Source organism: Halomonas sp. KX33721 (assembly GCF_001596805.1).
GTDB lineage: Bacteria > Pseudomonadota > Gammaproteobacteria > Pseudomonadales > Halomonadaceae > Vreelandella > Vreelandella aquamarina.
The window spans coordinates 139,026-151,379 of record NZ_LVIA01000032.1 but is presented as its reverse complement, the minus strand read 5'-3'; the positions used below and the strand labels follow the sequence as shown (position 1 = coordinate 151,379).

General features: G+C 56.8%; 12 protein-coding genes and 1 pseudogene. 11 read left to right on the top strand and 2 right to left on the bottom strand.

Annotated features, from left to right (window positions below; translation table 11 throughout):
* Nucleotides 1-702: 702 nt before the first annotated feature.
* The 10 genes from nrdH to A3220_RS12665 all read left to right on the top strand — a co-directional run bounded on the left by nrdH (nucleotide 703) and on the right by A3220_RS12665 (nucleotide 9,774).
* Nucleotides 703-924 carry a glutaredoxin-like protein NrdH gene (gene nrdH, locus A3220_RS12710; RefSeq protein ID WP_044630795.1) on the top strand — a complete coding sequence of 74 codons (222 nt, stop codon included), beginning with the start codon at nucleotides 703-705 and terminating at the stop codon, nucleotides 922-924.
* Between the two features lie 9 nt (nucleotides 925-933).
* Entirely contained in the window at nucleotides 934-1,383 is a 450-nt protein-coding gene (gene nrdI / locus A3220_RS12705; protein ID WP_044630794.1) for a class Ib ribonucleoside-diphosphate reductase assembly flavoprotein NrdI, read from the top strand.
* 56 nt (nucleotides 1,384-1,439) lie between these two features.
* The gene (nrdE, locus tag A3220_RS12700) at nucleotides 1,440-3,545 is read left to right on the top strand and encodes a class 1b ribonucleoside-diphosphate reductase subunit alpha (protein ID WP_128082436.1); all 2,106 of its coding nucleotides are present in this window, start codon (nucleotides 1,440-1,442) and stop codon (nucleotides 3,543-3,545) included.
* Nucleotides 3,546-3,587: 42 nt separating this feature from the next.
* The gene (nrdF, locus tag A3220_RS12695; RefSeq protein ID WP_044630793.1) at nucleotides 3,588-4,559 is read left to right on the top strand and encodes a class 1b ribonucleoside-diphosphate reductase subunit beta; all 972 of its coding nucleotides are present in this window, start codon (nucleotides 3,588-3,590) and stop codon (nucleotides 4,557-4,559) included.
* Between the two features lie 219 nt (nucleotides 4,560-4,778).
* Nucleotides 4,779-5,558: a DUF3450 domain-containing protein gene (locus A3220_RS12690; protein WP_054641773.1), complete on the top strand. Its 780-nt coding sequence runs from the start codon at nucleotides 4,779-4,781 to the stop codon at nucleotides 5,556-5,558.
* On the top strand, nucleotides 5,555-6,916 hold the full coding sequence (locus A3220_RS12685) for a MotA/TolQ/ExbB proton channel family protein (protein WP_062375140.1): 1,362 nt from the start codon (nucleotides 5,555-5,557) through the stop codon (nucleotides 6,914-6,916). The genes A3220_RS12690 and A3220_RS12685 overlap by 4 nt, the downstream gene beginning before the upstream one ends.
* 1 nt (nucleotide 6,917) lies before the next feature.
* Complete coding sequence (locus tag A3220_RS12680) at nucleotides 6,918-7,460, top strand: MotA/TolQ/ExbB proton channel family protein (protein WP_062375138.1); 543 nt, start codon at nucleotides 6,918-6,920, stop codon at nucleotides 7,458-7,460.
* Complete coding sequence (locus A3220_RS12675; RefSeq protein WP_044628390.1) at nucleotides 7,453-7,860, top strand: biopolymer transporter ExbD; 408 nt, start codon at nucleotides 7,453-7,455, stop codon at nucleotides 7,858-7,860. The genes A3220_RS12680 and A3220_RS12675 overlap by 8 nt, the downstream gene beginning before the upstream one ends.
* Nucleotides 7,857-8,609, top strand: a complete 753-nt coding sequence (locus A3220_RS12670; RefSeq protein ID WP_062375136.1) for an energy transducer TonB — start codon at nucleotides 7,857-7,859, stop codon at nucleotides 8,607-8,609. The genes A3220_RS12675 and A3220_RS12670 overlap by 4 nt, the downstream gene beginning before the upstream one ends.
* A gap of 67 nt (nucleotides 8,610-8,676) precedes the next feature.
* Nucleotides 8,677-9,774, top strand: coding sequence for a hypothetical protein (locus A3220_RS12665; protein WP_062375134.1), 1,098 nt, complete (start codon nucleotides 8,677-8,679; stop codon nucleotides 9,772-9,774).
* A gap of 76 nt (nucleotides 9,775-9,850) precedes the next feature.
* Here the strand turns inward: A3220_RS12665 and xthA are convergent, their stop codons facing one another.
* Nucleotides 9,851-10,684 carry an exodeoxyribonuclease III gene (xthA, locus tag A3220_RS12660; protein WP_062375132.1) on the bottom strand — a complete coding sequence of 278 codons (834 nt, stop codon included), beginning with the start codon at nucleotides 10,682-10,684 and terminating at the stop codon, nucleotides 9,851-9,853.
* Nucleotides 10,684-10,933, bottom strand: a pseudogene (locus A3220_RS12655) (hypothetical protein). Before A3220_RS12655 ends, xthA begins: the two are co-directional and overlap by 1 nt.
* A gap of 145 nt (nucleotides 10,934-11,078) precedes the next feature.
* Between A3220_RS12655 and rhlB the strand changes: the two are divergent.
* Nucleotides 11,079-12,353, top strand: a complete 1,275-nt coding sequence (gene rhlB / locus A3220_RS12650) for an ATP-dependent RNA helicase RhlB (RefSeq protein ID WP_062375130.1) — start codon at nucleotides 11,079-11,081, stop codon at nucleotides 12,351-12,353.
* Nucleotide 12,354 lies beyond the last annotated feature (1 nt).

Below are 12,354 nucleotides of genomic sequence, written 5' to 3'. Positions count from 1 at the left end.
GGCGGAATCTGAAGGAAGCTGTAGGCAAACTCCTGGCCCGACGAACAGGAACCGCATATGAGGCAGCCACATCTGGGCGAGAGGGCCATGAAACTCGAAGCCCAATAGCTATCCAGAAGATGTGGAAGTAGATGCGGCGGGTAGATGGGAGGAAGGTCGCGCGTCTTACCCTGGGAGGCCTGTTCGCCTGCCACTGGCTACCGACACCGTGAGGTGTCGGGATGGGCGAACAGGAGTCAGCAGAGGCCATATTAGGCTCTCTAACCAAGAGCTGAAGGGCTGAACCTGTCACGAGTGGATAGTTGACCACTCTCTGATGTGTACGAGCAGAAGCCTCCCCGGAGGGCTCTCGATAACTGTGTGGCGGGCCGGAAGCCCAAAGACTGTCGAAGCGCTTAGAGCACACAGGCGGGCGGATTCAGCGGAACGAAGCTCAGTCCAATAGTGGATGACAGGAACCGCCGTGGTACGGATCCGTATGCCCGGTGGTGTGAGAGGACGGGGGAGGCGACTCCCCCTCCTACTCGATTCTGGGTATAGCGCTGGGCATGAGCTGTCCATAACCTGTGGATGAAAAAATACCATATATGCTGAAATTGATTTTCTCTTAGTCTATATATAGTATGCGTGGTGACTTTTAGAGGGGTAGAGCAAGCACTGCGCACTACCTGAAAATTGCCGCTATGAAAAGGGGAAATAGCCATGGAAATCCAAATTTATAGCAAGCCTGCCTGTGTACAGTGTACTGCCACCTATCGCGCGCTGGATAAGCAAGGCCTTGAGTACACCGTCATCGACATTACCGCCGAAACGGGTGCTCAAGCAGAAGTCGAAGCGCTGGGTTACCGCCAGCTGCCTGTCGTGGTCGTCGGTGAAGAGCACTGGTCGGGCTTCCGTCCGGACCGCATCCAAGCGTTGGCGTAATCGTCACCCATGCACGCTGCTGACGTGGAAGCCGAGCAGGCAGGTACGCTGGTCTATTTTTCCACCAAGTCAGGCAACACCCATCGCTTTATTGAAAAGCTTGGTTTAAGTGCACAGCGGCTGCCGTTACATCGTGAAGCCCCGACGCTACGCATTGAGCAGCCCTACATATTGGTTACCCCCACCTACGGAGGTGGCTCGGCCAATGGGGCTGTGCCAAAGCAGGTTATTCGGTTTTTAAATGACGAGCACAACCGACACCTCTTACGAGGTGTCATTGCTGCTGGTAATACTAATTTTGGTGACGCATACGCTTTGGCGGGGCGAATCATTGCCCAAAAGTGCCAAGTGCCGCTGCTTTATCGTTTTGAATTGTTTGGTACCGATGACGATGTCGCCAAGGTCCGCAAAGGAGTAGAAGAGTTTTGGAAACGTCAAGCTCAGTCTCTAAGAACGTAGCTGCAAAAAACTCGGCAGATCAACGCCCTGCTGCGGGAGCCACCGAGGCGCGCACGCTGGATTACCATGCGCTGAATGCGATGTTGAACCTGTACGGTGCCAACGGCGAACTGCAGTTGGATAAAGACCGCGAAGCGGCGCGCCAGTACTTCTTGCAGCACGTCAATCAGAACACCGTGTTCTTCCACTCCTTGGAAGAGAAGTTGGACTACCTGGTGGAAGAGCAGTACTACGAAGCCGACGTGCTGGCGCAGTACAGCTTTACGTTTGTCAAAGCGCTGTTCGAGCAGGCGTATGCGTACAAATTCCGCTTCCCGAGCTTCTTGGGTGCGTTCAAGTACTACACCAGCTACACGCTCAAAACCTTCGACGGCAAACGTTATCTCGAGCGGTATGAAGACCGGGTTTGCATGGTGGCGCTCACGCTAGCGCGTGGCGATGAAGCGCTGGCCAAGTCGCTAGTCGACGAGATCATCAGCGGCCGCTTCCAGCCTGCGACGCCCACCTTCCTAAACTGTGGTAAGCGCCAGCGAGGCGAGCTGGTCTCTTGCTTCTTGCTGCGTATCGAAGACAATATGGAGTCCATCGGGCGTTCCATCAACTCCGCGCTGCAGCTCTCCAAGCGTGGCGGCGGCGTGGCCTTCCTGCTCAGCAACATTCGCGAATCCGGCGCGCCGATCAAGCGTATCGAGAACCAGTCGTCGGGCATCATTCCGATCATGAAACTGCTGGAAGACGCGTTCTCCTACGCCAATCAGCTAGGTGCGCGCCAAGGTGCCGGAGCGGTCTATCTCAACGCCCACCACCCGGACATTCTGCGCTTTTTGGACACCAAGCGTGAAAACGCGGACGAAAAAATCCGCATCAAAACGCTGTCGCTGGGTGTGACTATTCCCGATATCACCTTTGAGCTGGCGAAGCGCAACGATGATATGTACCTCTTCTCGCCCTACGATGTAGAGCGGGTCTACGGCGTGCCGTTTGGCGATATCAGTGTGACCGAGAAGTACCATGAAATGGTGGCCGACGCGCGTATTCGCAAGCACAAGATCAATGCTCGCGCCTTCTTCCAAACCCTGGCCGAGCTGCAGTTCGAGTCTGGCTACCCGTATATCATGTTCGAAGATACGGTCAACCGCGCCAACCCGATTGCAGGCCGTATCAACATGAGTAACCTGTGCTCCGAGATTCTGCAGGTCAACACGCCGACCGAGTACGACGACGACTTGGGCTACCGTCAGGTAGGGCAAGATATCTCTTGTAACCTCGGCTCGATGAACATCGCTAAGGTGATGGATTCCGGTGATATCGGCACCAGCGTCGAGATCGCCATTCGCGGTCTGACCGCCGTGTCTGAAATGAGTAATCTGCGCAGCGTTCCCTCCATCGCCGAGGGTAATGCCAAATCGCGCGCCATCGGTCTTGGCCAGATGAACCTGCATGGCTTCCTGGCTCGCGAGCATATTTATTACGGCTCAGAAGAGGGGTTGGACTTCACGAACCTGTACTTCTACTGCGTTGCGTTCCATGCCATTCGTGCGTCGAACCAGTTGGCCATCGAACACGGTGAGACCTTTGCCGGGTTCGCAGACTCTACCTATGCATCGGGTACGTTCTTCGATAAGTACACCGACCAGGCGTGGCTGCCGCGTACCGAGAAAGTCCGTCAGCTTTTCGAGCGCAGCGGTATTGCACTGCCCACGCAAGACGATTGGCAAGCGCTGAAAGCCTCGGTGATGGCGCACGGCCTATACAACCGTAACCTTCAAGCGGTACCGCCGACTGGTTCTATCTCGTACATCAACCACTCCACCTCCAGCATTCACCCGGTGGCGGCGAAGATCGAGATCCGTAAAGAGGGCAAGCTGGGTCGCGTTTACTACCCAGCGCCATTCTTGAACGAAGCGAATTTCGGTTACTTCCAGGATGCTTACGAAATCGGCCCTGAAAAAATTATCGATACCTACGCGGAGGCGTCCAAGCACGTTGACCAAGGCCTCTCGTTGACGCTGTTCTTCCCGGACACGGCCACCACGCGGGATATCAATAAGGCGCAAATTTACGCATGGCGTAAAGGTATCAAGACGCTTTACTACATTCGCTTACGCCAAAGTGCGCTTGAAGGCACCGAGGTAGAGGGTTGCGTCTCCTGTACGCTGTAACCTCGGATACGCTTTTAAGAAGATGTTTGTGAGAGAACTCTGATGACGATGATGCAACGTTTGTCGCGAGTGAATGCGATTAACTGGAACCGCCTTCAAGACGATAAAGACCTTGAGGTATGGAACCGCCTGACCAGTAACTTCTGGTTGCCGGAAAAAGTGCCGCTCTCTAATGATATTCAGTCGTGGAACACGCTGACGCAGCAAGAGAAGCAGCTTACTATCCGCGTATTTACGGGCCTGACGCTGCTGGACACCATTCAAAGCAGCGTGGGTGCGCCTGTGCTGATGGAGGATGCCCGCACTCCTCATGAAGAAGCGGTATACACCAATATTGCCTTTATGGAATCCGTGCATGCGCGCTCCTACAGCTCGATTTTCTCGACGCTGTGTGCAACGCGTGATGTAGACGACGCGTTCCGCTGGAGTGAGGAAAATCCGACGCTACAGATGAAGTCGGAGCTCATCCTGAAGCGCTACCGCTCGGACGACCCGCTGATGCGCAAGGTGGCGAGCGTTTTCCTGGAGTCGTTCCTGTTCTACTCGGGCTTCTACTTGCCCATGTACTGGTCCAGCCATGCCAAGCTGACCAACACGGCCGACTTGATTCGTTTGATCATTCGTGATGAAGCGGTGCACGGTTACTACGTGGGCTACAAATTCCAGCAGGCGCTGGCAGAAGAGACGCCCGAGCGACAGCAGGAAGTGAAAGATTACGCCTACGAGCTGCTGCTGGAGCTTTACGACAACGAAGTTCGCTACACTGAATCGCTTTATGATGAGGTTGGTTTGTCGGAAGATGTGAAGAAATTCCTTCACTACAACGCCAACAAAGCCCTGATGAACCTGGGCTTTGAGCCGCTATTCCCCAGCAGCGTGACGGACGTTGACCCGACGATCATGGCCGCACTGTCACCCAGCGCGGATGAGAACCACGACTTCTTCTCAGGGTCTGGCTCTTCCTATGTCATTGGTAAAGCGGTCGCCACAGAAGACGACGACTGGGCGTTTTAAGCACTGCTGTCGTTACGTTCTCTACGGGAGCTTATGGCTCCCGTTTTTTATGCGCGCAACTCCCGCCAGACTGTTGGTGGATGTTAATGATAAATATTGTCATTTATTCTATTAGTGTTACGCTATACACTGCACGCGTTAAACGCAAATCGTTCTTATACCTAATGAGTTTTAGCGCGCCGTTCGTGAGGGCGCGTTAAGCAGTGACGGAGACATAACGTGCTGAAAAGGCCTTTCTTTGCCTTGCGTGGGTGTTGGCTAGCAGGAGTGCTGGTCAGCGGTACGCTAATGGCAAGTGATGAGACAATGGATCAAGCGGCCCAAAGTGTCGAGGCCCAGCAAACCCAGTCTGAACTGCAGCAGCAAATTGACAGCGCGGATGAAGCTACGCGTTCCGCCATTGAAGAGCTGCGCCGCCTAGAGCGGGAAACCCGCCAGATGGAAACTACTAACGCAACGCTCAGTAGCCGCCTGGCTAGCGAAGCCGAGCGCCAGCAGCGATTAAGCCAAGCGCTTGATACGTTAAGCGATACCCGTGATGCGCTGCCCATGATTGAGCAGGACATGGCCGAGCAGCTAACCCGTTGGATCGAGTCAGATCTACCTTTCTTAACCGATGAACGCCTCGCCAGGGTGGAATCCGCCGGTAATCCCGAGGCAGGCAGCGCTGAACGCATTGCCAGCTTGCTCGAAGCCTGGCGCGCTGAGCTGGCCTATGGCCGTGAAGTGGATAGTTGGCGAGGCCGGTTGGTGATGGAGGGAGCGTCGCCAAGAGAGGTGGAGTACCTGCGCATTGGCCGTATTGGCTTTTACTACCTGACGCCCGATGGTCGCGAAGGTGGCGTATGGGATAAAGAGAGCGGTGAATGGCTGGCGTTAGACGAACCCGCTCGCCGTCAGGTACGCAACGGCCTGCGCATCGTTAATGATCAGCGCACGCCGGAGCTTCTGCAACTACCACTTTCTATTACTGCCAATGACCAAGGGGGCCAGCCATGAGTCTATTCTCTTGCCCAAAAGCATGGCTTTGCCTAACGTTACTGGTTGGCGCATTAACGGGCAGCGCTGCCATGGCCCAAAGCGATGAACTTGGGTCGCTAAGGGAGGCCCGAGAGGCTGCCCAAGCGCGTGATCAGGCGCGGCTGCAGTCATTCTTAGAAGATCAAGAGGGCCTGGAAGCCGCCTTGGAGGAAGCACGCGCTGCCCATGAGGCGGCTGAAGAAGAGCAGGCAGCCCTTGAAGCGCAGCAGGATGAGCAAAGCGAGCAGGCCCAAGCGCTTGCCCAGCGGCAAGAGGAGCAGGGGGAAGCGTTAACCTCATTGCTAGCAGATCTTGCCCGTCACAGTGAAGAAATTCGCAATGATCTAGGCGGCGATAGCTGGCTAACGCTAGAGGCAGATGCGCTGCCGCCGCGCCTTAATGATGTCGACGTTCTGGAGCGCTCACAAATTGAGGCCGTGGTGGATAGCCTGGCAACACTCACTGTGAATACCGGTCGTGCCGAGCGTCTCGAGCTGCCGGTGGCGGATGCAAGCGGCGACATAGAGTCACATAGCGTCGTGCGGCTGGGTGATTTTGCTGCCTTTACCGAGTCTGCGCTGCTTAGAAAGGGGCAAGACGCAGAGAGCAGCCTCGCCGAAGTGCCGCGCACGCCAACAGCAATCAGCGACCTGTTAGCGGCTTACCATCAGGGCGAGAGCCGTGAATTTGCCATTGACCCCACGCAAGGCAGTGTTCTGGAAGCGTTGGCGCAACAGCCCACGCTCTGGGAGCGCTTTCAGCAAGGAGGCTACGTCGGTTACGTCGTTGTCGTGCTCGGTGGTATCGGGCTGCTGGTTGCGTTAGCTCAGTATATTTACCTACTGACGGTGAGTGCGCGTGTGCGCCGCCAGCGCCAAAACTTGGATCAGCCAAGCAAAGATAATCCGCTTGGTCGCGTGTTAGAACGCTTTAAAGAGATGGATAAGCACCAAACGCCAGAAGCGCTCGAAGCGAGGCTAGATGAGGCGGTGCTGGCCGAGTTGCCGAAGATCGAGCGTGGTCAGCCTATCGTTAAATTACTGGCCGCCATTGCACCTCTGCTGGGGCTACTGGGTACCGTGACAGGCATGATCGTGACCTTCCAAGCCATTACGGTATTTGGTACCGGCGACCCGCAGCTAATGGCTGGCGGTATCAGCCAGGCGTTGGTGACCACTGTACTGGGCTTGGTAACCGCTGTGCCGCTGCTGTTTGCCCAAACGGCACTCTCTAGTCGCAGCCGTTTTATTACTCAGGTGATTGAAGGCGAAGCCAGCGCCACGTTGGCCGACCATCTGGAAGCGCAGTTCACTCTTTCTGGGCAAACGGTGAACTAGCATGCCGACCTTACCCCTTTGGCTAGAGCCAGTAGAGCGGCTGTTAGAGGCGGGCGGCGCTGTGCTAGTCGTGCTTGCGCTGGTGGCGGTGGTGGTGTTCGCCATGGCGATTGAGCGCTGGTGGTACTACCGCATCAGTTGGCGGCGCGCGCGCCATGAACTGGTTCGTCGCTGGGCAGCCCGAAGCGACCACCGCAGTTGGAGTGCGCGTACGCTACGTCATGTATGGAGTGCGGCCTTGGTAGCCAAGCTTCGCCGCCCACTGCCCTGGATCAAACTGCTGGTGGTGCTCTGCCCGCTATTGGGGCTGTTGGGTACTGTCACCGGTATGATCACCGTTTTTGATAGCCTTTCGATGAGTGATACCCACCAAGCCAGGGCCATGGCCGATGGCGTTGCCCGGGCAACGCTGCCTACCTTAACGGGAATGGCCATTGCGGTAGTGGGTATGCTGTTTATTAGCCGTTTAGAGCACGTTATCCGTCGCGAAGACCAGCGTTTGCATGACCGCTTAGCGCGTGCCTTGGAGGAGAGTGATGCGTAGACGCCGTTCTATAGAGGCTGCCGACGACAGCAATGAGGTGAACTTAACGCCGATGCTGGATGTGGTGTTCATTATGCTGATCTTCTTTATCGTCACGACCAGCTTTATCAAGGAGAGCGGGGTGGAGATTGACCGCCCCGAAGCGTCGGCGGCCACACCCCGCCCCGATGCTCAGGTGCTGATTGCTGTCACGCCGGAAGGAGCGGTATGGGTAGATGGCCAGCCGGTAGATCTACATCGTGTTGGCCAGCAGGTAGCCGGAATGCTCAGCGGTGAAGGGTCGGTGGTTATTCAAGCCGATCGAGAGTCCACCACGGGTGTGCTGATTGAGGTTATGGATCGTCTTCAGCAGGCAGGGGTCGAGCAGGTCGCCGTGGCAGCGAGCCGGAGCGCGCCATGATGCGTCATGCGTTGTCGATGCTAGGCGGTATTGCCCTGGCCGTCGGACTCTTCTGGATGCTGGCGCTGCTGGTGGCACCACCTGAACAGCAAGTCGATGAGCCTATTATGACGATGTCCATGACCATGGTGGAAGCGCCGGAGGTGGCGCCCGAACAGGAGGCACCGCCTCCCGCGCCTGCGCAAGCAGCACCTGCGCCTCCGCCCATGCCGACTCCCGCGCCTGCACCAGTGGCCACCAGTACGATTGCGTTGCCCGAGGTAGAGCTGCCTGACGCGCCGGTAGAGCCCGTCGAGTTGGAAAGCGAGCTGCCCGAGCTGACCGAGGCTCAGCCCAAACCCACACCGCGGCCACAGCCAGCTCCTGAACCTGCGCCGGAACCCTCGCCCGAGCCAGCAGAAACGGCAGCGCCATCCCCTGAGCCCGCCGCTGCCCAGCGCGACGCAGCACCGGCCGCTGAGCCTGCGCCCTCCAATGAACCGGTGAGCGTTGGGCAGGTGGCGCCGACGAATCGCGTTAATCCGTCGTATCCACCCCGTGCTCAGCGTCGTGGCATGGAGGGGTTTGTGGAGGTGGAGTTCGTCATTCAGCGTAACGGTAGTGTCGACGGTAGCTCTATTCGGGTGACCAATGCCCAGCCTCGTCGGGTCTTCGAAGACGCCGCCCGCGAAGCGATTGCGCGTTGGCAGTTCGAACCCAGCCAGCAGCTACGTCGCGCCACCCAGCGTATTGAGTTCCAGTTAAGGTAGCGGTGACATGTCTCGTAGAGAAAAATCGCCAAGCAGGCCAGTGAACGATATTAGCCGGGGGAAGGGGATGCAGCGTTGGGTCGCCATCATGTTACTGAGCGCTATGAGCGCTACTGCCGTGGCCAATGAGCCGCTGCCCGGTGACATTATTCAAGACCTGAACGGGTTGCAAAGCCAGTTAGCAAGCCAAGCAAGCGGTTCGGCAGATCCAGAGGTGTTAAGCCGTATTATTAGCCATGCGCGTTCCCAGTCTGAGCGGCTGGCTGGCGGTAACCGAGCTGACCAGTGGGCCAGCGCGCTTTATCACCAGTTAGCGGCAAGCGCCCTTGTGCGCCAGGGGGAAAACCTTGCGGCCGCCGATGAATTGGCCAGCGCTCGCCAACGCCCGAGCGTTCCCGATAGCCAGGTACGCCGCTGGCTGCGCGATGAGGCGTTGCTGCGCCGTGCAGCCGGAGAGCGTGATGAGGCCATTGCTCTGTTCGAACAGTGGTTGTCAGAGTCCTCGGGCAATGAGCGTTACGCAGAAACGGCGTGGCTGTTGGTGCGAATGCTGGCCGAAGAGGAGCGCTGGGAGGCTGCGTTAGAGTGGCTGGTGCCGCTGCTAGAGCAAGGGGATCTCAGCGCTGAACAACAAACGCTCACGAATGTTGTGCTACGGCACACAGGAGAGAATGAGCAGGCGCTAAGTTGGCTGTTGAAGGGCTTAAACGCTGAGAGCGAAGCCGATGCATGGCGTCAGGCAGCCGGGCTTGCCCAGCAGGCAGGCCAGTTGGGCGTAGCAGCCGCCGTCTGGGAGGCGGCATGGCAGTTAGGCAAGTTCTCGACCCCAGATGAGCGCCTTACTCTTATCCAGCTTCATCTGGCAGGCGGGACCCCCGCCCGTGCCGGGGAGCATTTAGAGGCAGCGCTTGAGGCAGGCGAGCTTCCTAGCAACGAAGAGACGTTGCGCTTGCGAGCGACGGCCTGGCAGCAGGCGAAACATATTGATAATGCCTTGGGCGCTTGGCAAGCGCTCGCTGAAGTAACGCAATCAGCCGATGACTGGCGCCAACTGGGTCAACTTGCTTATGGGTGGGGGAGAAATGAGCAAGCAGAGGCGGCGCTTACAACCGCTGCTAATCTTGGGGATACCCAAGCGGAAGAGTGGCTGGCCAATTTTCGTTGATAAGAAAAGCCCCTTCGCTAAACAAGGGGCAGGCTGTTTTCTTGTTACTGAATTTTCTTGCTAATTGCTTCACATACTACTGAGTAACAGGGAGCGTTAATGTAAAGTCGCTCCAGGTTGGGGCGTGGTCGGAGGGGCGATCCATACCGCGTAGCGGGTAATCGATGCCTGCGCCTGTCACGCACTCGGCCAAAGGCTTTGAGACGAGAATGTAGTCGATACGCAGGCCGCGCTTTGGCTCTCGATCAAACCCTTTAGAACGGTAGTCAAACCAACTGAACCACTCGCTGTTATTAGGGTGGCACAGCCGGTAGCTGTCGCTAAGCCCCCACGCTTTAATGCCTTCCAGCCACTCACGCTCAATGGGTTGGAAGCTGGTTTTGCCATCGCGCAGCCAGCGTTTACGGTTGGCTTCGCCAATGCCTATATCCTGGTCTTCCGGTGAGATATTAAAATCACCCATGACCGCCAGCCGCTCTTCAGGAGCATGCTGGGTATTAAGCAGGTGTGCGAGCTGTTGATAAAAGCGTGCTTTGTGCGGAAACTTGGTGGGGTGATCAATGCTCTCGCCTTGCGGAAAGTAGCCGTTCCACACAGTGACCGCTTCGCCATCGTCGGCGAGAAGCTTGACGCCAATCATGCGGCGCTGCGCATCCTCTTCATCATCAGGAAAACCGTAAAACACCGCCTGCGGCTGTTGGCGGCACAGTAACGCAACGCCGTAATGCCCTTTCTGGCCATAATAGAAGACGTGATAGCCCATGGCTTCTACGTCAGCCACGGGGAATTCACTATCCTGCACTTTGGTTTCTTGTAAGCCAATGACATCAGGTTGTTGAGTGTCGATCAACGCTTGAAGCTGATGTAGCCGTGCCCGAATGCCATTGATATTAAACGACACCAAACGCATTACGAAGGGTCTCCTGATGAGTTGTCGCCCCCTTTGTCAGGGTGAATCGCAATCGGTTGGCCACTTTGCTGGCGCGCTAGTTTACGCACGGCTTGTAGTTTGCGCTGCTGCTGCTTTTTAGCCACAAAGCGGCGCGATGAGGTCACCTGCTCAGGGTTCTCATGGCGCCACTTTTTTATAATCTTTGCGGCGACCAGTGCGGATAGTCACTTTATCCGCTAATGAACGAGTCTTTTTCTTACGCGTCATGTCGCGCTCCTTGGGTTAATGTATGCCTTATTCTAACAGGCAAGCGTGCTCCTTCGACAGCAGGGCGCGCTCTTATCGCCAACCCCTGGTACAATGCGCACTTCGTGATGCCTAACCTCCACAGCAATGGACAGATACACAGCCTATGAGCGAGTCGGAACAGACCACAGCATCGGCCCAGAACCGCAAGCCTAAACGTCGTCGTCGGAAACCGCGTCGTCGTCAGTCGAACTGGGATCTTCGTCAGTTTCAGGTGCCCGCCGTTGCCGGCAAGTGGCGCTTCCATGACTTTGATCTGCCGCTGCCTCTAATGCGCGCTATTCATGCCCAAGGGTTTGAGTACTGCACGCCCATTCAGGCGGAAGCACTGCGCCACACGCTGTTAGGTGGCGATATTGTCGGTAAAGCGCAAACGGGCACCGGGAAAACGGCCGCGTTTTTAATCTCTGTGATGGCTTACTTCCTTGAAGAGCCCACGCCGGATGGCCAAAAGCCGGGCGCACCCCGCGCGCTGATTATCGCGCCGACCCGAGAGCTGGCGCTGCAAATCGAGAAAGACGCCAAAGCTCTTGCGCGTTTTACTCAGCTTAATGTCGCCAGTGTCGTCGGCGGCATGGATTATCAAAAACAGCGCGATAGCCTGAGCAAGAAGATCGATATCCTGGTCGCCACGCCTGGGCGCCTGCTGGACTTCCATCAGAAGCGTGATATCGACCTCTCTGAAACCGAAGTGCTGGTGCTCGACGAGGCGGACCGTATGCTCTCCATGGGGTTCATCCCCGACGTGAAGCGCATTGTTCGCTACACGCCGAAAAAAGAGGAGCGCCAAACGTTCCTGTTCTCGGCCACCTTCACCGACGATATTCTCAATCTGGCGAGCCAATGGACGCTTGATCCGGCGCATGTCGAGATCGAAGTGACCGTCGAGAATCAGGCGGATATCGACCAGCGCGTCTATCTTGTCTCCGATGACGATAAGCAGCGGCTGCTGGTGAAGCTACTGGAGCAGGAGAGCTTTGAGCGCGTCATGGTCTTCGGTAACCGCCGTGATTTGGTGCGCAAGCTTGACGATCTGCTGAAAAAAGCGGGTGTCAGCGCGGCTATGCTGTCCGGCGATGTGCCTCAAAACCAGCGTATTAAAACGCTGGAAAGCTTCCGCGAGGGAGAGATTCAGGTACTGGTTGCCACCGATGTTGCGGGTCGCGGTATCCATATTGAAGACGTCAGCCACGTTATCAACTACACGCTGCCAGAAGACCCTGAAGATTACGTCCACCGTATTGGCCGTACTGGCCGCGCGGGCGCCAAAGGGGTCTCCATCAGCTTTGTTGGTGAAGAAGACGCCTTCTCACTGCCAGAGATTGAGCGCTACATTAACGGTAAGCTGCCCTGCGAACATCCGCCGGAAGGCATGCTGTAAC

What these genes read in the sequence shown, in the direction of transcription:
- A3220_RS12675 (WP_044628390.1), top strand. Translation starts at nt 7,453, where the DNA reads ATGCGTAGACGCCGTTCTATAGAGGCTGCCGACGACAGCAATGAGGTG.
- A3220_RS12670 (WP_062375136.1), top strand. Translation starts at nt 7,857, where the DNA reads ATGATGCGTCATGCGTTGTCGATGCTAGGCGGTATTGCCCTGGCCGTC.
- A3220_RS12680 (WP_062375138.1), top strand. Translation starts at nt 6,918, where the DNA reads ATGCCGACCTTACCCCTTTGGCTAGAGCCAGTAGAGCGGCTGTTAGAG.
- A3220_RS12685 (WP_062375140.1), top strand. Translation starts at nt 5,555, where the DNA reads ATGAGTCTATTCTCTTGCCCAAAAGCATGGCTTTGCCTAACGTTACTG.
- nrdH (WP_044630795.1), top strand. Translation starts at nt 703, where the DNA reads ATGGAAATCCAAATTTATAGCAAGCCTGCCTGTGTACAGTGTACTGCC.
- xthA (WP_062375132.1), bottom strand. Translation starts at nt 10,684, where the DNA reads ATGCGTTTGGTGTCGTTTAATATCAATGGCATTCGGGCACGGCTACAT.
- A3220_RS12665 (WP_062375134.1), top strand. Translation starts at nt 8,677, where the DNA reads ATGCAGCGTTGGGTCGCCATCATGTTACTGAGCGCTATGAGCGCTACT.
- nrdF (WP_044630793.1), top strand. Translation starts at nt 3,588, where the DNA reads ATGACGATGATGCAACGTTTGTCGCGAGTGAATGCGATTAACTGGAAC.
- nrdI (WP_044630794.1), top strand. Translation starts at nt 934, where the DNA reads ATGCACGCTGCTGACGTGGAAGCCGAGCAGGCAGGTACGCTGGTCTAT.
- rhlB (WP_062375130.1), top strand. Translation starts at nt 11,079, where the DNA reads ATGAGCGAGTCGGAACAGACCACAGCATCGGCCCAGAACCGCAAGCCT.